Raw genomic sequence first — 19,527 nt, forward strand, 5'->3', positions numbered from 1 at the left:
TCATACCCTGTTGAACGGAAGTAACCATGTCAGATTTACCACAAGATGATGCCGCCAAACCGGATGAGGGGATCTACCCCATCCGCGAGGTCTCCCGCCTCACCGGGGTCAATGCCGTCACCCTGCGTGCCTGGCAGCGCCGCTACGGTCTGGTGCAGCCCGCCCGCACCGACAAGGGGCACCGCCTCTACAGCGAGCAGGATATCCGCCAGATAGGCGAGATCCTGAGCTGGCTGGAGCGGGGGGTGAGCATAGGCCAGGTCAAGGGGTTGCTGAGTGAACCCCACGCCCAGCCGGTGAGCGATCACTGGCAGCAGACCCTGGAGCAGTTCAGCCAGGCGTTGCTCGCCTTCAACCAGCGCAAGGCGGAGGCCGAGCTTAACGACCTGCTGGCGAGCTATCCCTTCGAGCTGGTGCGCAGCCGGGTGCTGCAACCGCTGGTGGAGCGGCTGCTGGGCCTGTGGCGCGAGCGACCGGACGGCGAACTGCTGCAACAGGTGTGGCTGGGCTGGCTGCACACCCGCTTCGCCCGCCACCTCATCGAGCAGGAGAAGGGCTTGCCGGTCACCCTGGCAAGCTGGGGCCAGGTGGGCCCGCTCGATCTGGTCTGGGCGGCCTACGAGCTGATAGGTCAGGGCTATGAGGTGCAACTGCTGGGGGCGGTGGAGCCGCGCCACGTCGCCCTGCTGGAGGGGCGGGCCGCCACCCCCTGGCGGGTGCTGCTGGGGGCCGGGCTTGGCAAGCCGGCGCTGGCCGCCGACTGGCCTGCCGGTACCCGTCTCTTTGGCGAGCTGGGGCGACTCTATGACGCTGAGTGGCTGGCCGCCCACGGCTGGCGGGCGACCCTGGCCGAGGTGATGGCAGACAAGCCTGCCGCGCGCGGCTTGGGCGGGCGCGGGAGCAAGAAATCATGAGACTGGTCTGGTTTCGCAATGACTTGCGCCTGGCCGACAACCCGGCGCTGCGCTCTTGCTGCGGGAATGCAGGCGCCGATGAGGAGCCGGTAGCTGCCCTCTTCGTCATCTCGCCGACCCAGTGGCGCCAGCACAAGATGGCCCCCATGCGTCAGCGCTTCCTCCTGGCCCAGGTCGATGCGCTGGGCCTTGAGCTGGCGGCCCTCGGCATAGAGCTTCATCTGCTGCGGGTCGAGACCTTTGCCGAGACACCGGCGGCGCTTGCGAGCCTCTGCCGCGAGCTCGGCGTCACCCGGCTCTACGCCAATCAGGCCATCGAGCTTGACGAACAGCGCCGGGATGGCGCCGTCACCGCAGTGCTGGCAGAGCAGGAGGTGAGTTGCCACTGGCTCAACGGCTGCTGCGTGCTGCCGCCGGGGCGGGTGCTGACCGGTTCGAGGGAGATGTTCAAGGTCTTCACCCCCTTCAGTCGCGCCTGGCTCAAGGCGCTGGATGAGGATGGTTTCGTCATCCACAGAGCCCCGGCGCCGCGGGGCGACTCCCTGCCTTGGCAGCCGCTCGCCGAGAGGGCCTTTGTCGATGAGGCGCTTGGGGAGACGACCCCGGATCCCCGCTGGCCCGTGGGGGAGGCCGAGGCCCTGCGGCGACTGCATGCCTTCCTGGATCAGGGGGTGCTGGACTACGGCGAGACCCGGGATTTTCCGGCTATGGCGGGCACTTCCGTTCTCTCTCCCTATCTGGCGGCGGGCATCATAAGCCCCCGTCAGTGCGTGGCAGCCTTGCAGCAGCGGCTCGGCGGCCGGCCCCAGTCCAAGGCGCAGCCCGGTTTCGTCTGGCTCAACGAGCTCATCTGGCGCGAGTTCTATCGCCACCTGCTGGTGCTGGTGCCAAGCCTCTCCATGAACCGGCCCTTCAAGCCCGAGACGGCGGCCCTGCCCTGGAGCTGGGATCCGGATGCCTTCGCCGCCTGGTGCGAGGGGCGTACCGGTTACCCCATAGTCGACGCCGCCATGCGCTGCCTCAACGCCACCGGCTGGATGCACAACCGGCTGAGGATGATAGTGGCGAGCTTCCTCACCAAGGATCTGCACATTCACTGGCGGCTCGGGGAGGATTACTTCATGAGCCGGCTGATTGACGGGGATCTGGCGGCCAACAATGGCGGCTGGCAGTGGGCGGCGGGCACAGGCGCCGATGCGGCCCCCTATTTTCGGGTGTTCAACCCGACGACTCAGGGGCAACGATTTGATCCACAAGGGGACTTTATCCGTACCTGGGTATCTGAGCTTGCCGATCTGCCTGCCACCTATGTGCACCAGCCCCACGACTGGTTGCGGCTCAAGGGGCGGCAGTGTTACCCGGCGCCCATGGTGGATCATGCCGTTGCACGGGTGAGGGCCATCGAGATGTTCCGTGACCTGGAGAAGAAATAACATGAACGACGCGCTGGCCCATTTCATCGTCCTCTATCTGCAACTGGACAAGCATCAGTTGCACCGCCTGCCGGAGATCTATGCCGATCAGGTGGTGTTCATCGATCCGGCCCACCGCATCGAGGGGCTGGCCGCGCTCACCCGCTATTTCTCCTCCCTCTACGGGCGGCTCAAGGAGTGCCGTTTCGAGATCACCAGCCGGCAGCAGCAGGGCAATGAGGCCTGGCTCAGCTGGGTCATGATCTTCGCCCATCCCAGGATCGCCGGCGGGCGACCCGTGCGGGTGGAGGGGGCTACCCGGCTGCAGTTCGATGCCTGGGGCAAGGTCTGCCTGCATCGGGACTACTTCGATCTCGGCGCCATGCTCTACGAGCAGTTGCCGCTGCTCGGGCCCGTGGTGCGCACCATCAAGGGGAGGCTGGGGACATGAGCGGACGTGTGCTGATCACCGGCGCCACCTCCGGCATAGGTCGCCAGCTGGCACTCGATTATCTGCGCGCTGGCTGGCAGGTGTGGGGCTGTGGCCGCGACGGCGAGCGGTTGCAGGCATTGGCTCATGAGGGGATAACCCCCCTGCAGTTCGATGCACGGGACAGCGCCGCCATGGCCGAGGTTGCCGCCGGCCTGCCCACGCTGGATCTGCTGATCCTTAACGCCGGCAACTGCGAATACATGGATTTGGCAGAGGGGTTCGACGGCGCCCTCTTTGCCCGGGTGATAGAGACCAACCTCGTCGCCACCGGTCACACCCTGGCCGCCTTCCTGCCGCGGCTGACGGCAGGATCACGGCTCGCCATCGTCAGTTCCTCTGTCAGCTGGCTACCCCTGCCAAGGGCCGAGGCCTATGGCGCCTCCAAGGCCGCCCTCGACTATCTGGCCGCCACCCTGCGTCTGGATCTCGCGGCTCTGGGCATAGGGGTGACCCTGATCCGCCCCGGCTTCGTGCAGACGCCGCTCACCGCGAAGAATGATTTTCCCATGCCCTGTCTGGTGACGGTGGAGGAGGCTTCCCGCGCCATCATGAGCGGGCTGGCCGCCGGTCGTCACCAGATCCACTTCCCCCGTCGCTTCATCTGGCTGCTGCGCCTGCTGGGGGCACTGCCGACCGGGCTCTGGCTGCGGCTGGGGCGCACTCTCATCTCGAAAGGATCCCCTTCATGAAGAAAAAGATCGCCATCATAGGTTCCGGGATCTCGGGTCTCAGCGCCGGTTTTCTGCTCCACAAGCTGCACGACATCACCTTGTTCGAGGCGGCCCCCCTGCTCGGCGGACATACCGCCACAGTGGATGTCAGCCTGGCCGGTCGCAGCTATGCCATCGACACCGGCTTTATCGTCTTCAACGATCGCACCTACCCGAATTTCCTGAAACTGCTGGAGCGGATCGGGGTGGCGCGCCAGCCCACCGAGATGAGCTTCTCGGTCAAGAGCCCGGAGGGGCTGGAGTACAACGGCCACAATCTGGATACCCTGTTTGCCCAGCGCAGCAACCTGCTGAGCCCGCGTTTCTACCGCTTCGTCGCGGAGATACTGCGCTTCAACCGGGAGGCTCGCGCCTGGCTGGCGGAGCTTGGGCGCCACGGCGGTGGCAGCGAACCTACCCTGGGGGATTTCCTGCAACTGGGGGAGTTCAGCGACTACTTCGCCCGTCACTACATACTGCCCATGGGGGCGGCCATCTGGTCCTCCACCCTGGCGGACATGCGCGCCTTTCCGCTGGGCTTTTTCCTGCGTTTCTTTGCCAACCACGGCCTGCTCGATGTGGCCAACCGCCCCCAGTGGTACGTCATTCCGGGCGGCTCGCGGGAATACATAGGCCCGCTCACCGCAGGCTGGCTGCCGCGGATCCGGCTGGCCTGCCCGGTGCAGGGGATAAGGCGCACGGCCGAGGGGGTACTGGTCCAGAGCGGCTACGGGGAGGAGCAGTTTGACGAGGTGATCCTCGCCTGTCACAGCGATCAGGCGCTGGCCCTGCTGACGGATGCGAGCGAAGGGGAGCAGGCCATTCTCGGGGACATGGCCTATCAGGCCAACGACGTCTGGCTGCACACCGATGTGAGCTGCCTGCCTGCGCGGCAAAAGGCCTGGGCCAGCTGGAACTATCAGCTTGGGGACGACGACGAAGCGCGCCCCCTGGTGAGCTACAACATGAACATCTTGCAGGGACTAAGCTCGCCGCAACCCTTCTGCGTCAGCCTCAACCCTCAGGGCCGGGTGGACGAGAGCAAGGTGCTGCGCCGCTTCGTCTATCATCATCCGGTGTTCAATCAGGCTTCCATCGCCGCCCAGCAGCGGCGGGCCGAGATCTGCGGCCGGCAGCACACCCATTTCTGCGGTGCCTACTGGTACAACGGCTTTCACGAGGACGGGGTGCGCAGCGCCCTGGACATGGCCAGTCGCTTCGGAGCCAGCCTGTGAAGGCCGCCGGCGACACCATGGACACCATCAGCGCCATCTGGCAGGGCTCGGTGCGCCACCGTCGCTTCGCGCCGCGCTGCCACGCCTTCTCTTACGGCCTCTTCATGCTGGGGCTGGATCTGGACGAACTGCCGGGGCTCAGCCAGGGGCGCTGGTTTGGCGTGGAGCGGGCGGGGCTGCTCTCCTTTCGCCGAAGCGACTATCTGAGTGGCAGCGAAGGGCCCCTCAAGCAGGCGGTGTGGGACAAGGTGACCGCCCTTGGCGGCAGTGCCGAGCCGGACGGTCGGGTGCTGCTGCTCGGCAACGTGCGCTGCCTGGGCTTCTACTTCAGCCCGGTCAACTTCTACTTCTGCTACCGGCAGGGGGAGGCGCGCTATCTGCTGGCGGAGGTGTCGAACACCCCCTGGAACGAGCGCCACTACTATCTGCTGGATCTGGCGGCCCTGGCGCCCCATGACAAGGATTTTCACGTCTCCCCCTTCATGGGGCTGGCCATGCGCTACCACTGGCGCATCAGGGCGCCGGCGCAGGAGACGCTGATCCATATCGAGAGCCATCCCAGATCAGGCGAGGCCAAGCTGTTCGACGCCACCCTGGCGCTGCGCCGCGAGCCGCTGTCGCGCCAGGGGCTGGCGGCCCTGCTCGCCCGCTGGCCCTGGATGACCCTCAAGGTGTTGCTCGGTATCTACTGGCAGGCCCTGCGTCTTTTTATCAAACGAACACCTATCTTCAGCCATCCGGAGACTCGCTAATGGAACTGGTGCAATCAACAAGTTCAGCCTCTTTCATCGACAAGGGGGCCAGGCAACTGCTGCTCAGTCTGCTGGGACGCCTCGAACAGGGGCAACTGCTGCTGCGGGACGGCAACGAGCGCCACAGCTTCGGGGTGGCGGGCACAGATCTCCATGCCGAGGTGATAGTGCAGGATCCTGCCTTCTATCGCCGCCTGTTGCTGGGGGGCAGCATAGCCGCCGGTGAGACCTGGGTGGAGGGACTCTGGACCAGCCCGGATCCTGTTGCTCTGGTGCGGCTGCTGGCCCGCAACCTGACGCTGCTCGACACCCTGGAGCGGCGCCTCGGCTGGCTCAGCTTCCCCTTCAACAAGGTGCGCCACTGGCTCAATCGCAATACCCTGACCGGGTCGCGATCCAACATCGCCGCTCACTATGATCTCGGCAATACCCTCTATCAGGGTTTCCTCGACAGCCACATGCAGTATTCGAGCGCCATCTACCCGAGCGCCGAGGCCAGCCTGGAGCAGGGGCAGCAGGCCAAGCTGCGCACCATCTGCGAGCGGCTCGAGCTGGGGCCGGAGGATCACCTGCTGGAGATAGGCACCGGCTGGGGCGGCCTGGCTGTCTATGCCGCCCGCCATTACGGCTGCCGCGTGACCACCACCACCATCTCCCAGGCCCAGCATGATTACGCAAAAGAGTGGATTGCCCGGGAGGGGCTGGGGGATCGCATCACCCTGCTGCTGGAGGATTACCGCAAGCTGGAGGGGAGCTTCGACAAGCTGGTCTCCATCGAGATGATAGAGGCGGTGGGGCACGCCTTCCTGCCGGACTACTTCCGCCAGCTGTCGCGCCTGCTCAGACCCGGCGGCCGCCTGCTCATTCAGGCCATCACCATAGCCGATCAGCGCCACGCCCAGTATCTGCGCGGTGTCGACTTCATCCAGCGCTACATCTTCCCCGGCGGCTGTCTGCCGAGCGTCTCCCAGATGGCGGGGCTGCTCGCCCGGGAGACCGACATGCAGTTGGTGCGGCTGCACGATCACGGCCACCACTATGCCCGCACCCTGGCCCACTGGTGTGAACGCTTCCTGGCGCTGGCCCCGGAGTTGCCAAGGCTCGGCTACAGCCAGGACTTCATCCGGTTGTGGCACTTCTATTTCGCCTACTGCGAGGGGGGCTTCTGGGAGCGGGCCATCAGCCTGGTGCAGCTGGAGGCGGCCAAGCCGGGCCCGCTCGGCTGGTCCGGCGATCTGCCAGTGAGCAGTCACTGACCATGTGGCAGTGGGCCCATCTGCTGGGATTCAACCTCTACTGGTTGCTGGCGGTGAAATGGCAGCAACCAGGCCCGCTGCTGCTGATGCTGTTGCTTCATTTCCTCTTCTCTCCTCGTCGCCGGCAAGACTGGCGGCTCATTCCCGTTGCACTGGCAGGTTGTCTGCTCGACATCCTGCTCTGGCTGCTCGGTCTGTTCCAGTTTCCGTCCGGCTTCCCCCTCTGGCTGTTGCTGCTCTGGTGCGGTTTTGCCCTGACCCTCTCCCACGGTCTGCGCTGGCTTCGGCCCTTGCCCCGCTGGCAGCAGGCGCTCTTTGGCATGGTGGGGGGCGCGAGCTCCTATGTGGCGGGGGCTGCCATGGGGGCCGTACACTTACCCTGGGGCATCTGGATCAGCACGGCGCTGCTGGCGGTGATCTGGATGTGGTGGTTACCCGTACTGCTGTGGGTAACGGTGACGCTGGAGGGTGAGCCGAGATGAACACCTTTTCGACCGACGCCTTGTTGTTTTCCAAATGGACCAAGGAGAGCCAGTACGAGCTGGCCGACCGCTTCTACCTGGTGGTGGCGTGCCAGCGGGATGCGCGAGGTCAACTGGCGAGCGTGGTGATGCAGGATATCAATACCCTGCAGGAACAGGAGATGGACTGGCATGAACTGGAAGATCCCGCCCATTGGCACATGGGGTGGAATTAGCACCTTGCTGGCGGCGCTGACGCTGCTTGTGGCCACTGCCGTGCAGGCCTCTGCCGCTCCCTGGCAACAGCTGCGCCCGGTCGGGCAGGGGGAGATGAGCTGGCTCTGGTTCAAGCTCTATGACGCCACCCTCTACAGCGAGAGCGGCCGCTACGAGCCCGGTCGCTATCCGCAGGCGCTCACCCTGACCTATGCCAGGGCCATAGAACGGGAAGATCTGCTGAGCGCCACCGCCGCCGAATGGCAGCGGCTCGGGCTCGGCAGCGAGACGGATCGCCAGCGCTGGCTCGGCCGGCTCGCCGCCCTCTGGCCCGACGTCGGGGCGGGGGACAGACTCACCTTCTATGTGGACAGCGCGGGAGCAGGTCACTTCTGGTGGCAGGACAAGCCCCTGGGTTCCCTCGCCGATCCGCAGTTTTCTGCCGCCTTTCTGGCCATCTGGCTCGCCGACAACAGTCGCGATCCCGCCCTTACCCGCCGCCTGCGCGGCCAACCCTGACACTGGAGTCCCTCATGCCTCTCTACCGCACATGGCGCATGTTGCTGCTGTGGCCACTGCTGCTGCTGGCTGGTTGTGGCACCAGCCTAGATGACTACAGAGGGCAGGGCCCGAACTGGGATCTCGCCCGTTTCTTCAATGGCAAGCTGGTGGCCCATGGCCTGGTGACGGACCGTAGCGGCGAAGTGACCAGTCGCTTTCGGGTCGAGATGCAGGGGCGCTGGCGAGAGGGCAAAGGGGAGCTGTTCGAGCAGTTCTATTTCGATGATGGTCGAAAGCAGACACGCACCTGGTTTCTGAGCAAGGGGGTTGATGGCCACTGGCGCGGCACAGCCTCGGACGTGGTGGGGGAAGCGGTGGGCAAGACGGCAGGCTTTGCCCTGAACTGGCGCTATCAACTCGATCTGGCCCTGCCGGACGGAGAGGTGGTGCGGGTGAGCTTCGATGACTGGATGTATCTGCTGGATCAAGATCGCCTGATCAATCGCGCCGAGATCAGCAAGTTCGGCATTCATCTGGGGGAGGTGATCCTCTATATCGAGCGGCTTGAGCGATAAAAGCTGGTATTTTCCCCGCTGACGATAGCCAGTCGCTATCAATGGGCAAGGTATAAGCAATTGTCCTTTGAGTCTGTGCGGGGATATGCTGACTCAGTTCCCAATAATGTTTACCACCTGGAGGTGAATGATGAAGAGCCCCATTGGTCTTGATACCGTTCAATCACAAGCCCTGGCCGCCGAGCTGAACAACTTGCTGGCCAGCTACCAGATCCTCTACATGAACGTCCGTGGTTTCCACTGGAACATCCGCGGCAACCAGTTCTTCGAGCTGCACCTGAAATTCGAAGAGATCTACAACGATCTGCTGCTGAAAGTCGATGCCCTGGCCGAGCGCATCCTCACCCTGGATGGGGTACCCCTGCACAGTTTCAGCGACTACATCAAAGTCTCTGCCATCCCGGAGCAGAAGGGGTTGCACGACGGCCGCGCCTGTGTCGAATCCCTGCTGGAGAGTTTCCGCGAGTTGCTGGTAGCCCAGCGCCGCATCCTGGCGCAGGCTGCCGAAGCCGGTGACGAGGGCACCGCCTCCATCCTCTCCGACTATGTGCAGCAGCAGGAAAAGCTGGTCTGGATGCTGCGGGCCTACCTGGACTGATGACATGCAGGGCCGGATGCCACGAGTGGCGCCGGCCCAGCCGTTCCCTTATCCCTTGTTGCTGCAATCCTGAATTGTCTTTGATGTTATCCACCCGCTTGCCGCCCTGTCTGGGCGGCTTTTTTGTTTTTGATCTGCATCAATGAAAACTTAATTGGTAAATTGAATGCCTATTAAGTTTTTCGCGAGGGGCATAGAATCGCCACAAAACAAGCAACTGAAATGTCCAATTAGGAGAGGCATGATGTTTTGTGTGCAATGTGAACAGACAATTCGTACCCCGGCAGGCAATGGCTGCGCTTATGCACAGGGCATGTGCGGCAAGACGGCTGAAACCTCGGATCTGCAGGATGTGCTGATCTATGCGCTGCAGGGCCTCAGCGCCTGGGCGCTGGCCGCTCGCGAGCACGGCGTCATCGACAACGAGATCGATGCCTTCGTACCCAAGGCGTTCTTCGCCACCCTTACCAACGTCAACTTCGACTCCGCCCGCATTGTCGGCTATGTGAACCAGGCGCTGGCTCATCGTCAGCAACTGGCCGACCGTCTGGCCGCGCTGGCGGTGCAGGTCAGCGAGCTGCCCGCCGCCGCCCGCTTCGAGCCGGGTGCCGAACTGCTGGAACAGCTGGCCCATGCGCCCCAGACCGCGGTCAATCGCGGCAAGAGCGAGGTCAACGAAGACATCATGGGGCTGCGCTTGCTCTGCCTCTACGGCCTCAAAGGCGCCGCCGCCTACATGGAGCACGCCCGGGTGCTGGGTCAGCAAGACAGCGCCGTGGCCGCCGAGTTCCATCGCATCATGAGCTGGCTCAGCACGGACCCGAGCGAGCTGGATCCCCTGTTCAAATGCGCCATGGAGATAGGCCTGCTCAACTTCAAAATCATGGAGATGCTGGATCTCGGCGAGACCACTGCGTTTGGCCACCCAGAACCGACTCAGGTGCGCGTCACCCCGGTGCCGGGCAAGTGCATCCTGGTCTCAGGCCACGACATGATGGATCTCAAGCTCATCCTGGAGCAGACCGCTGGTACCGGCATCAATGTCTACACCCACGGCGAGATGCTGCCGGCGCAGGCCTATCCCTTCTTCAAGCAGTACCCGCACCTGGTGGGCAACTACGGCTCCGCCTGGCAGAACCAGCAAAAAGAGTTTGCCAACTTCCCCGGCGCCGTGGTGATGACCTCCAACTGCATCATAGATCCCAACGTGGGCGACTACAGCGATCGCATCTTCACCCGCTCCATCGTCGGCTGGCCGGGGGTGACCCACCTGGAGGGGGATGATTTCTCCGCCGTGGTAGCGAAGGCGCAGGCGCTGGAGGGCTTCAAGCACACCGAGCTCGAGCACTTCATCACCATAGGCTTTGCCCGCAACGCCCTGATGCAGGCCGCCCCGGCAGTGATCGACAAGGTCAAGGCCGGCGAGATCAGCCACTTCTTCCTGGTGGGCGGTTGTGACGGCGACAAGGCCGAGCGCGCTTACTTCACCGAGTTTGCCAAGGCCGCCCCCCAAGACAGCCTGCTGCTCACCCTGGGCTGCGGCAAGTACAAGTTCAACAAGCTCGATTTCGGCGACATAGGCGGCATTCCCCGTCTGCTGGACGTGGGCCAGTGCAACGACGCCTACTCCGCCATCCAGCTCGCCCTGGCGCTCTCCGAGGCGTTCGAGTGCGGCGTCAACGATCTGCCGCTGACCCTGGTGCTCTCCTGGTTTGAGCAAAAGGCCATCGTCATTCTGCTCACCCTGCTGGCGCTCGGGGTGAAAGACATCCGCACCGGCCCGACCGCCCCGGCCTTCCTCACCCCGGCCCTGCTCAAGGTGCTGGAGGAGCAGTTCGGTCTGAAAGGTACCACCACGGCCGAAGCGGATCTGGCCGAGATACTGGCGGCCTGATCAAGGTGCTGGAGACATAGTCCGGTCTCAAGGGAACCACTACGGCCGAAGCGGATCTGGCCGAGATACTGGCGGCCTGATCCGGGCGCGGCCCACCATGTTGTAAGCCTTTGGCGAGCCCCCGGCTCGCCTTTTTTCACTGAGATGCCTTTTATAAAAGAGGAGCCTTGCGATGACCTCCACCTCTCTTTCCCTGCGCTGCATTGGCCGTCGTGCGGATACCCACGACGTGACCAGCTGGCAGTTTGTCGCCACCGAGGGCACGCTGCCCCCCGTGCTGGCCGGCCAGTGCGTGACCCTGCACACAGAGATAGACGGCCAGCCCCAGTGCCGCGCCTACACCCTCTCCTCCAGCCCGCAGGATGCCTGCTGGCAGGTCACCATCAAGGACGTGGGGCTTGTCTCCCACCATCTGCACCAGAGCCTGCAGGTGGGGGACGAGATCCGGGCCGACGGCCCCTTCGGCGACTTCAATCTGACCGCGCTGCCTTGCGAGCGGCCGCTGCTGCTGAGCGCCGGCTCCGGCATCACCCCCATGTGGGCCATGCTGCGGGACGAGCTGGTCAAACGACCGGAGGCGGACATCCGCTTTGTCCACAGCGCCCGATCGCCCCAGGATGTGATCTTCGCGGATGAATTGGCCGCGCTGGCCGAGGCTCATGCCGGGCTGCGCCATGCCCTAGTAGTGGAGAGAGTACCGGAGAGAGTGCTGGAAGAAGCACCGGCGGCTCACCCTTGGGTGGGGCGTCTCACACCCTCCATGCTGAAGGAACTGGCGCCGGACTTGCTCGGCCGCCACGTCTATCTGTGCGGGCCCGCGCCCTATATGGCGGCGGTGAGCACCATGCTGGCGGAGCTGGGGTTGCCAGCGGCGCAGTTGCATCAGGAGTCGTTTGGCCTGCCTGCTGTTACATCGGGCGCAGCGCCAGTTGCCGCCGGGGGTGACCATTTCTGGCTGACCCTGAAAAAGAGCGGCAAGAAGGTGAAGATACTGCCAGGTCAGACCCTGCTGGCCGCGCTCGAGGGGGCGGGGGAGACCATGATGGCCGCCTGCCGCGCCGGGGTGTGCGGGGCCTGCCGCTGCACCACCACCGGCGAGATCGAACGCCAGAGCGTGATGACTCTCAGCCCGCAGGATCTGGAGAGCGGCGTCGCACTGGCCTGCTCCTGCACCGCAAGGGGGGATGTCGGCCTCGACTACTAAGGGGCGTCATAGGTATCCCGAGCTTTTCCCGCGCGGGCAGGGCGGGTAGACTCAGCTCCAGTTTCCTCAAAGCACGGGATAAAAAATGACAATTCTGGTCACGGGTGGTGCCGGTTATATCGGCTCCCACACCTTGGTTGAGCTGCTGGGCGCCGGCCAGCAGGTGGTGGTACTGGACAATCTCTCCAACTCCTCCCCCGAATCCCTCAGGCGGGTCGAGCGGATCACCGGCAAGGCGGTCACCTTCGTCGAGGGGGACATCCTGGACAGGGAGTGCCTGCAGCGGCTGTTCGCGGCCCACAAGATTGAGTCTGTGATCCACTTCGCCGGCCTCAAGGCGGTGGGGGAGTCCAGCCAGATCCCGCTCACCTACTACCAGAACAACGTGACCGGCACCCTGGTGCTGTGCGAAGAGATGGCCAATGCCGGCGTGTTCCGCCTGGTGTTCAGCTCCTCGGCCACCGTCTATGGCGATCCCGCCTCTGTGCCCCTGCGGGAAGACTTCCCCACCAGCGCCACCAACCCCTACGGCCGCTCCAAGCTGATGGTGGAGGAGATACTGCGGGATCTCTCCCAATCCGATCCCCGTTGGGCCATAGTGCTGCTGCGCTACTTCAACCCGGTCGGTGCCCACGAGAGTGGCCTCATCGGCGAAGATCCCAACGGCATTCCCAACAACCTGCTGCCCTATATCAGCCAGGTCGGTGTCGGCAAGCTCAAGGAGCTGGGGGTCTTTGGCAACGACTACCCGACGCCGGACGGCACCGGGGTGCGCGACTACATCCACGTGGTGGATCTCGCCATAGGTCACCTCAAGGCGCTGGCCCGCATCGGGAGCGACACCGGGGTCTTCACCTACAACCTGGGCACAGGTCAGGGTTACTCAGTGCTGGAGATGGTCAAGGCGTTCGAAACCGCAAGTGGTCGCCCCATTCCCTACCAGATCAAGCCCCGTCGCCCCGGCGACATCGCCGAATGCTGGGCCGAGCCTACTCTGGCCCGGGACGAGCTGGGCTGGCAGGCGGAGCGCGGGCTCGAGCAGATGATGGTGGACACCTGGCGCTGGCAAAGCCAGAACCCGAACGGCTATGGTCCTGCTACGAAGCCGTGATCAAGGATCATGCGCTGCTCGGGAGCCTCATTTATTCATATAAACTCCGGTCCCTGCGCAGCTCTTCGCCTTGCTGACAGCTGCTCGCGACGGCCCATCAGTCCTGAGGGACTGGAGCCTGAATGACAAAACGCCCCGGCATCGAGATGCCGGGGCGTTTTTTTACGAGCGAAGAGCGGGTTACTGAATGCTCTTGCCGGCTCGCACGTCCTTGATGAAGCCTTTCAGGCTCGCCAGATCGCGGGGTGCGCCGCGCAGGATCTGATCGCCGATGATGAAGGCCGGGGTACCGGAGATGCTCATGGCCTCGGCCAGGGCACGGTTGGTACCCAGGTTCTGATCTATGCTGCCGTCCTTGATCTTCGCCTCGACCTTGCTCCAGTTGACGCCAGCCGCCTCCGCAAGCTGCTTCACCTGGGCTTCGTCGGAGAGCGGTCCCTGATGGGCATAGAGCTTGTCGTGGAAGGCCTGGTACTTGTCAGGCTGGCCGAGCTTCACCGCCAGCGCCGCGCGGGCGGCATAGTAGGAGGTCTCGCTCAGTATGGGGAACTGCTTGTAGATGTAGCGGATGTCCTTGTCTTCAGCGAGCAGTTGCTGGATGAGGGGGTGGGCCCGCTTGCAGTAGCCGCAGTTGTAGTCGAAGAACTCGACCACGGTCAGGCTGCCCTTGGGGTTGCCGGTCTCGGGATCCTGGTTGGCGAAGAGCTGCTTGGCATGGGCCTCGATCAGCGTCTTGTCGTTCTCGGCCTGCTGGCTCTCCTGCTTGGCGCGCAGGGCATTGGACATCTCGACCAGTATTTCCGGGTTCTTGACCAGATAGTCGCGCACGATCTGCTCGACGTCGCTCTTGGTCAGCTCGCTCGCCTGCACCGGCGCCGCAAGCAGGGTCGCGCCGGTCAGGGCGGCGAACAGGGCATGTTTGATTCTCATATGTCCATCTTGCTGGGAATATCGTGGAGGCCACTATAGTGGGTGAGTCTGTTTTCAAGTCAAGCCATCCGGTTGAAAAAGCACGGTTTGGGGCGAGTCTGCGGGTTTTGTTGGCCATTTAGCCCAATAAATCGGCAAACGAACAGAGCGGGGATTTACAAGGGGGATCGTCATGGGTAATATGCGTCGCACTGCTGCGGAGGGGTGGCAGAGCGGCTGAATGCACCGGTCTTGAAAACCGGCGATGGGCGACCATCCGTGGGTTCAAATCCCACCTCCTCCGCCATTTATACGGCCCATCTCAATCATTGATTGAGATGGGCTTTTTCGTATTCGCGTGCCACAGACCCAGCGCCATGGCGCGCTCATCCTGGTCTTCGAAGGTGCGACGTATGGTGCCAAGCACGCAGGGCATGATCATCGCGCCTCCCAGGGCCAGCAGCACCCGTGCGCCTATGAGCATGGCGGGCGTCGGCGCAAAGGCTGCCAGCAGGGAAGAGACCCCGAAGATGACCAGCCCGGTGAGCAGCAGACGCCGGTTGCCGATGTGGTCCGCCAGTGTGCCCATGGGCACCAGCAGCCCCGCCATCAGCAGCGGGTAGATGTCGATGATCCACAGTACCTCGGTCGCGGATGCGCCCAGGGCCTGGGTCAGGGAAGGCACGGCTATGTGCAATATGGTCATGTCGATGACCACCGGCAGGAAGGCCAGCATGACAGCCAGCAGCACCAGCCAGCGGCGTTGGATGTCAGAGAACATGAATTGACTCCTCCGCAATGATGAATGAACGGGGGCTGGCTGCGCTGACCTCAACCCCCGCTGTCTGGCTGCCCTCGTTCAGGCCGCAGGGCAGGAAGAGGGGCTGCAACACTGGCATCATTGCTCCCCCCTGTGCACTCGCCGGGCCCGCCAGAGCTGAAAGCGCTCCTGGGTGCCGATGACGAAGACGAAGAAGACCGGCACGAAGAAGATGGCCAGCAGGGTGCCGCTGATCATGCCGCCGAATACGCCGGTGCCGATGGCATGCTGGGTCTCCGCGCTGGCGCCGCTGGCGAGCATCAGCGGCATCACGCCCAGGGTGAAGGCCAGCGAGGTCATCAGGATGGGGCGAAGACGCAGGCGTGCGGCGGTCACAGCTGCGTCTATCAGCGTGCGCCCCTCGGCGTGCAACTGGCGCGCAAACTCGACGATGAGGATGGCGTTCTTGGCCGACAGACCGATGATGGTGATCATGCCCACCTTGAAGAAGACGTCGTTGGGCATATCGCGCAGCATCACGGCGGCGACGGTGCCGAGTAACCCCAGGGGTACCACCAGCATCACCGACAGCGGGATGGACCAGCTCTCGTAGAGCGCCGCCAGCACCAGGAAGACCACCAGCGCCGACAGCAGCATCAGCATGGGGGCCTGGGCCGCCGACTGACGCTCCTGCAACGACTGCCCCGTCCAGGCCAGGGCGAAGCCTTGCGGCAATTGCGCCACCAGGCGCTCCATCTCCTCCATGGCGGCGCCGCTGGATATCCCGGGTGCGGCACTCCCGGAAAGACGCACGGCGGGGAAGCCCTCGAAGCGCATCATCTGCTGCGGGGATTCGCTCCATACCGGTGTCACCACCTCCCGCAGGGGCACCATGCCGCCGCTGGCATTGCGCACCCGCAGGCCGAGCACGTCGTCGAGCTGCATGCGGGCCGGGGCGTCGGCCTGCAGTATGACCTGCTGCATGTGCCCGCCGTTGGGGAAGTCGTTGACGTAGAGCGACCCCATCGCGGTCGACAGTGTGCTGCTCACGCTGGTAAACGAGAGCCCCATGGCCTCGGCCTTCTGCCGGTTGATCTCGAGGTGAATGCTCTCGCCGGGGGGCAGGCTGTCAGGGTAGACATCGCTCACCACCTCGCTTTGCGCGGCCAGCGCCAGCAGTTGCGCCTGGGCGGCCAGCAGCGCGGCGTTCCCCCTATTGGCCCTGTCCTGCAGGAAGAGCGTGAAACCCGAAGAGGTGCCCAGCTCGTCGATGGCGGGCGGCAACAGGCTCATCACTGTGCCCTCTCTGCTGTTGGCCATGGCCGCCTGAGCCAGCTCTGCTTCTTCGGCGGCCGTGGCGCCATGGCGCTGGTCCCAGTCTTTGAGCATGGTGAAGGCCATGGCCGCATTGGGGCCTGCGCCTGAGAAGCTGAAGCCCTGCACCACCAGGTTGGTGTCCAGCGCCTCTCGAGAGGCGACGTGGGCCTCGAACTCCTTGATCACCGCCAGGGTGCGCTCGCTGGTGGCGCCGGTCGGCAGCTGGATGGAGGTCATGAAGTAGCCCTGATCCTCGTCCGGCAGGAAAGAGGAGGGCAACTGGGCGGCGGCGATGGCCAGCACGGCGCAGAGGGCGACGAAGGCCGCCATCATGCGTCCGCTGCGCCCGACCAGGCGGGTCACCCGGGCGCCGTAGCCCGCAGTGAGCCGCTCGAAACTCTGGTTGAAGGCGCCGAAGAAGCCGCGCTTCTCATGATGATCCGGGCTGACCGGACGCAACAGGGTGGCGCACAGTGCTGGCGTCAGGGTCAGGGCGAGGAAGGCCGAAATGAGGATAGACACCGCCATCGACAGGGTGAACTGCTGGTAGATGACCCCCACCGAGCCGCTGCCGAACGCCATGGGGATGAACACTGCCGTGAGCACCAGAGTGATGCCGATCACCGCCCCGGTGATCTCCTTCATGGCCTGCGAGGTCGCCTCTCGGGGCGACAGTCCCCGGGTGGCCATCAGGCGCTCGACGTTCTCCACCACCACTATTGCGTCGTCGACTATGATGCCGATGGCCAGCACCATGCCGAACATGGTCAGGGAGTTGATCGAAAAGCCGGCAAGCAGCATCACCGCGAAGGTGCCGAGCAGGGCTATGGGGGCGACTATGGCCGGGATCAGGGTGTAGCGCAGGTTCTGCAGGAAGAGGAACATCACCAGGAACACCAGCACCATGGCCTCCAGCAGGGTGTGGATCACCTTGTCGATGGAGACCTTGACGAAGGGGGCCGAGTCGAACGGGATCGAATAGACCATGCCCGCCGGCAGGGTAGGGGCGAGCTGGGCGAGACGGGTGCGTACCGCATCGGCGGTACGCACGGCGTTGGCACCGGGAGAGAGCTGGATGGCGGCGCTGGTGGCGGCCACGCCGTTCTCGCGGTTGGCAAAGGTGTAGGATTGCGCCCCCAGCTCGACCCTGGCCACGTCACCCAGCACCAACTTGGCGCCATCGGCGCCGGCCCGCAGCACTATGGCGGCGAACGCCTCTGGGGTCGTCAGCTGCCCTTGAACCGTGAGAGGAACCGTCAGGCGCTGTCCCGGCAGGGCGGGTTCGTCACCGACGCGCCCCGGTGCTATCTGGACGTTCTGCTGCTCTATGGCCTGCGCCACCTCGCTGATGGTCAGCCCGTAGGCGGCGAGCTTGCCCGGATCCACCCAGATGCGCATGGCCTGTTCGGCGCCAAACAGCTGCACCCGTCCCACGCCCTCGATGCGGCGCAGCTCCTGAACGATATTGCGCGCCATGTAGTCGTTGAGGGCGACTTCATCAAAGCGGCCATCCGGCGAGGTCATGCCGACCATCATCAGAAAACCCGACGAGGCGGACTCCACCTGCAGACCGTTCTGCCGCACCGCTTGCGGCAGGCGAGGTTCGACCGCCTTGATGCGGTTTTGCACGTCCATCTGGGCCAGCTCCGGGTCTGTGCCCGGCTTGAAGGTGGCGGTGATCTGCGCGCTGCCCGAGGCGTCCACCGATGACTCGAAGTAGAGCAGGTTCTTCACCCCAGACAGCTCGCGCTCGATAAGGCTCACCACCGCATCGTTCAGGGTCTGCGGCGTGGCGCCCGGATAGGTGGCATAGAGGGTCACCGACACCGGCGCCACCGAGGGGTAGCGGGAGATGGGCAACTTGGGGATGGCGATGACCCCCGCTAGCACGATGAAAAGGGCGATCACCCAGGCAAATACCGGGCGATGAATAAAAAACTGCGGCATGGAATGTCTCCGATTCAGCGGGTGTTAGTGCCGGCTTGCTGGCTGGCAACAAGGGGTTGCCAGGGGTGGGCAATGACCTGAACCCCCGGGGTCAGGCGGTCGATCCCTTCGATCACCACCCGTTGCCCGGCGCTGAGCCCGGATGCGATGCGGTACTGGCGATCCACCAGTTCAGCGGTGTTGACCGGCACCTGCTGTACCTGCCCCTGGCCATCCACCACCCACACGCAGGCCTGACCCGATGTGCGCACCAGGGCTTGCTGGGGCACGCTCAGGGCGCTGGCGTAGTGAGCCCGGGGAATGCGGGCCTGCACGTAGAGGCCGGGCAACAGGCGCCGCTCCGGGTTATCCACCAGTACTCGCAGCAACACGTCGCCGGTCCCGGCATCCACCTCGATGCCGGAGAAGAGGATGTGCCCCTGCATGCCTAGCGGCTTGCCATCGCTGCCGAGGATCTCCACCTCCAGTTCAGGGGCCATGGATCCTGCCTGCTGGCGCAGGGTTTCCAGCACAGAGGCCGGTTGGCGGACATCGACATAGACCTGATCGATCTGCTGGATCCTGGCCATGGGGGTGGCATCGGTGGGCGACACCAGGGCACCTTCGCTCACCAGGGCCTGATCGATGCGCCCGGCGATGGGGGCCTCTACGTTGGCAAATTGCAGGTTCAGCTTGTGCCGTGCCAGGGTCGCCTTGGCCTGGGCCACGTCGGCGGCCGCCTGATCCCGCAGGGAGAGGGCGTCGTCATAGGTCTGGCGACTGATGGCCTCGGTGCGCAGCAGCGGCACCAGGCGGTCAACCTGGATGCAGGCGCGCGCCAGCACGGCCTCGGCCCGCTGCAATGCCGCGGCGGCGCTGTCGACGTCTGTCTTGAAGGGGGCCGGGTTTATCTGGAACAGCACTGTACCCGCGCTGATCTCGGCGCCTTGCTCGAACAGGCGACGCTGCACTATGCCGCTGATCTGGGCGCGAATTTCGGCGCTGCGCAGTGCCGCCACCCGGGCGGGCAGATCCTCGCTGATGACAAGATCTTCTCCTGCCAGCGTCATCACCGACACCTGAAGGGGGGCCGGCGCATCTTGCGCTTGCGGCGCCCCATCGCAACCCGCCAACCCGAATGCGGCAATGACGGCGAGCAGGGCGCCCGCATACCGCTGTTTGACAAACATCATACTCACCTCGTTAAACCGTCTCCCCGGAATGGTGTTGCCGCGAGAGCACATCGAGCGGGCATTATGGAGAGGGGCTATTGCGAATGATTC

The 19,527-nt window shown here is 64.3% G+C and carries 19 protein-coding genes and 1 tRNA gene; 16 read left to right on the top strand and 4 right to left on the bottom strand.

The window, feature by feature from the left end:
- Nucleotides 1–26: 26 nt before the first annotated feature.
- The 15 genes from AB5Y91_RS08195 (at nt 27) to galE (ending at nt 13,332) form a co-directional block, all read left to right on the top strand.
- Complete coding sequence (locus AB5Y91_RS08195) at nt 27–914, top strand: MerR family transcriptional regulator (RefSeq protein WP_368169514.1); 888 nt, start codon at nt 27–29, stop codon at nt 912–914.
- On the top strand, nt 911–2,347 hold the full coding sequence (phrB, locus tag AB5Y91_RS08200; protein WP_368169515.1) for a deoxyribodipyrimidine photo-lyase: 1,437 nt from the start codon (nt 911–913) through the stop codon (nt 2,345–2,347). Before AB5Y91_RS08195 ends, phrB begins: the two co-directional genes overlap by 4 nt.
- 1 nt (nt 2,348) lies before the next feature.
- Nucleotides 2,349–2,777: a nuclear transport factor 2 family protein gene (locus tag AB5Y91_RS08205; RefSeq protein ID WP_168235653.1), complete on the top strand. Its 429-nt coding sequence runs from the start codon at nt 2,349–2,351 to the stop codon at nt 2,775–2,777.
- A complete protein-coding gene (locus tag AB5Y91_RS08210) occupies nt 2,774–3,508 on the top strand; it encodes an SDR family NAD(P)-dependent oxidoreductase (RefSeq protein WP_368169516.1) in 735 nt (244 codons plus the stop codon). The genes AB5Y91_RS08205 and AB5Y91_RS08210 overlap by 4 nt, the downstream gene beginning before the upstream one ends.
- Entirely contained in the window at nt 3,505–4,764 is a 1,260-nt protein-coding gene (locus AB5Y91_RS08215) for an NAD(P)/FAD-dependent oxidoreductase (RefSeq protein WP_368169517.1), read from the top strand. Before AB5Y91_RS08210 ends, AB5Y91_RS08215 begins: the two co-directional genes overlap by 4 nt.
- 17 nt (nt 4,765–4,781) lie before the next feature.
- Nucleotides 4,782–5,516, top strand: coding sequence for a DUF1365 domain-containing protein (locus AB5Y91_RS08220; RefSeq protein ID WP_368169561.1), 735 nt, complete (start codon nt 4,782–4,784; stop codon nt 5,514–5,516).
- Nucleotides 5,516–6,772 carry a class I SAM-dependent methyltransferase gene (locus AB5Y91_RS08225; RefSeq protein ID WP_368169518.1) on the top strand — a complete coding sequence of 419 codons (1,257 nt, stop codon included), beginning with the start codon at nt 5,516–5,518 and terminating at the stop codon, nt 6,770–6,772. Before AB5Y91_RS08220 ends, AB5Y91_RS08225 begins: the two co-directional genes overlap by 1 nt.
- Nucleotides 6,773–6,774: 2 nt before the next feature.
- Nucleotides 6,775–7,254: a DUF2878 domain-containing protein gene (locus AB5Y91_RS08230; protein ID WP_163148776.1), complete on the top strand. Its 480-nt coding sequence runs from the start codon at nt 6,775–6,777 to the stop codon at nt 7,252–7,254.
- Nucleotides 7,251–7,469 (top strand): TIGR02450 family Trp-rich protein, encoded by a 219-nt coding sequence (locus tag AB5Y91_RS08235; RefSeq protein ID WP_025327995.1) that lies wholly within the window; start codon nt 7,251–7,253, stop codon nt 7,467–7,469. Before AB5Y91_RS08230 ends, AB5Y91_RS08235 begins: the two co-directional genes overlap by 4 nt.
- The gene (locus tag AB5Y91_RS08240; RefSeq protein ID WP_368169519.1) at nt 7,426–7,968 is read left to right on the top strand and encodes a chalcone isomerase family protein; all 543 of its coding nucleotides are present in this window, start codon (nt 7,426–7,428) and stop codon (nt 7,966–7,968) included. Before AB5Y91_RS08235 ends, AB5Y91_RS08240 begins: the two co-directional genes overlap by 44 nt.
- Before the next feature lie 14 nt (nt 7,969–7,982).
- Nucleotides 7,983–8,525 (top strand): DUF3833 domain-containing protein, encoded by a 543-nt coding sequence (locus AB5Y91_RS08245; RefSeq protein WP_368169520.1) that lies wholly within the window; start codon nt 7,983–7,985, stop codon nt 8,523–8,525.
- Between the two features lie 130 nt (nt 8,526–8,655).
- A complete protein-coding gene (locus tag AB5Y91_RS08250) occupies nt 8,656–9,123 on the top strand; it encodes a Dps family protein (protein ID WP_106886029.1) in 468 nt (155 codons plus the stop codon).
- 244 nt (nt 9,124–9,367) lie between these two features.
- Nucleotides 9,368–11,017 (top strand): hydroxylamine reductase, encoded by a 1,650-nt coding sequence (hcp, locus tag AB5Y91_RS08255; protein WP_368169521.1) that lies wholly within the window; start codon nt 9,368–9,370, stop codon nt 11,015–11,017.
- A gap of 172 nt (nt 11,018–11,189) precedes the next feature.
- On the top strand, nt 11,190–12,221 hold the full coding sequence (locus AB5Y91_RS08260; protein WP_368169522.1) for an FAD-binding oxidoreductase: 1,032 nt from the start codon (nt 11,190–11,192) through the stop codon (nt 12,219–12,221).
- 85 nt (nt 12,222–12,306) lie between these two features.
- Entirely contained in the window at nt 12,307–13,332 is a 1,026-nt protein-coding gene (gene galE, locus AB5Y91_RS08265; protein WP_290030476.1) for a UDP-glucose 4-epimerase GalE, read from the top strand.
- 180 nt (nt 13,333–13,512) lie between these two features.
- On the opposite strand, the gene AB5Y91_RS08270 is transcribed toward galE, so the two are convergent.
- A complete protein-coding gene (locus AB5Y91_RS08270) occupies nt 13,513–14,262 on the bottom strand; it encodes a DsbA family protein (protein WP_106886032.1) in 750 nt (249 codons plus the stop codon).
- 198 nt (nt 14,263–14,460) lie between these two features.
- Between AB5Y91_RS08270 and AB5Y91_RS08275 the strand changes: the two genes are divergently transcribed.
- Nucleotides 14,461–14,548, top strand: a tRNA-Ser gene (locus AB5Y91_RS08275).
- Nucleotides 14,549–14,563: 15 nt separating this feature from the next.
- Here AB5Y91_RS08275 and AB5Y91_RS08280 read toward each other — a convergent pair.
- The 3 genes from AB5Y91_RS08280 to AB5Y91_RS08290 all read right to left on the bottom strand — a co-directional run bounded on the left by AB5Y91_RS08280 (nt 14,564) and on the right by AB5Y91_RS08290 (nt 19,437).
- Nucleotides 14,564–15,022 carry an MFS transporter gene (locus AB5Y91_RS08280; RefSeq protein ID WP_204787269.1) on the bottom strand — a complete coding sequence of 153 codons (459 nt, stop codon included), beginning with the start codon at nt 15,020–15,022 and terminating at the stop codon, nt 14,564–14,566.
- 117 nt (nt 15,023–15,139) lie between these two features.
- Complete coding sequence (locus AB5Y91_RS08285; protein WP_368169523.1) at nt 15,140–18,265, bottom strand: multidrug efflux RND transporter permease subunit; 3,126 nt, start codon at nt 18,263–18,265, stop codon at nt 15,140–15,142.
- 14 nt (nt 18,266–18,279) lie between these two features.
- Nucleotides 18,280–19,437 carry an efflux RND transporter periplasmic adaptor subunit gene (locus tag AB5Y91_RS08290; protein ID WP_368169524.1) on the bottom strand — a complete coding sequence of 386 codons (1,158 nt, stop codon included), beginning with the start codon at nt 19,435–19,437 and terminating at the stop codon, nt 18,280–18,282.
- Nucleotides 19,438–19,527: the final 90 nt, after the last annotated feature.

Source organism: Aeromonas sp. R4-3 (assembly GCF_040908275.1).
In the GTDB taxonomy this organism is placed as follows: Bacteria; Pseudomonadota; Gammaproteobacteria; order Enterobacterales; family Aeromonadaceae; genus Aeromonas; species Aeromonas rivipollensis.

Bases quoted from the DNA above. Each gene is read 5' to 3' on its own strand.
- AB5Y91_RS08285 (WP_368169523.1), bottom strand. From the start codon at position 18,265: ATGCCGCAGTTTTTTATTCATCGCCCGGTATTTGCCTGGGTGATCGCC.
- AB5Y91_RS08220 (WP_368169561.1), top strand. From the start codon at position 4,782: ATGGACACCATCAGCGCCATCTGGCAGGGCTCGGTGCGCCACCGTCGC.
- AB5Y91_RS08195 (WP_368169514.1), top strand. From the start codon at position 27: ATGTCAGATTTACCACAAGATGATGCCGCCAAACCGGATGAGGGGATC.
- AB5Y91_RS08250 (WP_106886029.1), top strand. From the start codon at position 8,656: ATGAAGAGCCCCATTGGTCTTGATACCGTTCAATCACAAGCCCTGGCC.
- galE (WP_290030476.1), top strand. From the start codon at position 12,307: ATGACAATTCTGGTCACGGGTGGTGCCGGTTATATCGGCTCCCACACC.
- AB5Y91_RS08235 (WP_025327995.1), top strand. From the start codon at position 7,251: ATGAACACCTTTTCGACCGACGCCTTGTTGTTTTCCAAATGGACCAAG.
- AB5Y91_RS08245 (WP_368169520.1), top strand. From the start codon at position 7,983: ATGCCTCTCTACCGCACATGGCGCATGTTGCTGCTGTGGCCACTGCTG.
- AB5Y91_RS08215 (WP_368169517.1), top strand. From the start codon at position 3,505: ATGAAGAAAAAGATCGCCATCATAGGTTCCGGGATCTCGGGTCTCAGC.
- AB5Y91_RS08230 (WP_163148776.1), top strand. From the start codon at position 6,775: ATGTGGCAGTGGGCCCATCTGCTGGGATTCAACCTCTACTGGTTGCTG.
- AB5Y91_RS08205 (WP_168235653.1), top strand. From the start codon at position 2,349: ATGAACGACGCGCTGGCCCATTTCATCGTCCTCTATCTGCAACTGGAC.
- AB5Y91_RS08225 (WP_368169518.1), top strand. From the start codon at position 5,516: ATGGAACTGGTGCAATCAACAAGTTCAGCCTCTTTCATCGACAAGGGG.
- phrB (WP_368169515.1), top strand. From the start codon at position 911: ATGAGACTGGTCTGGTTTCGCAATGACTTGCGCCTGGCCGACAACCCG.
- AB5Y91_RS08280 (WP_204787269.1), bottom strand. From the start codon at position 15,022: ATGTTCTCTGACATCCAACGCCGCTGGCTGGTGCTGCTGGCTGTCATG.
- AB5Y91_RS08270 (WP_106886032.1), bottom strand. From the start codon at position 14,262: ATGAGAATCAAACATGCCCTGTTCGCCGCCCTGACCGGCGCGACCCTG.
- AB5Y91_RS08210 (WP_368169516.1), top strand. From the start codon at position 2,774: ATGAGCGGACGTGTGCTGATCACCGGCGCCACCTCCGGCATAGGTCGC.
- AB5Y91_RS08240 (WP_368169519.1), top strand. From the start codon at position 7,426: ATGAACTGGAAGATCCCGCCCATTGGCACATGGGGTGGAATTAGCACC.
- AB5Y91_RS08260 (WP_368169522.1), top strand. From the start codon at position 11,190: ATGACCTCCACCTCTCTTTCCCTGCGCTGCATTGGCCGTCGTGCGGAT.
- hcp (WP_368169521.1), top strand. From the start codon at position 9,368: ATGTTTTGTGTGCAATGTGAACAGACAATTCGTACCCCGGCAGGCAAT.
- AB5Y91_RS08290 (WP_368169524.1), bottom strand. From the start codon at position 19,437: ATGATGTTTGTCAAACAGCGGTATGCGGGCGCCCTGCTCGCCGTCATT.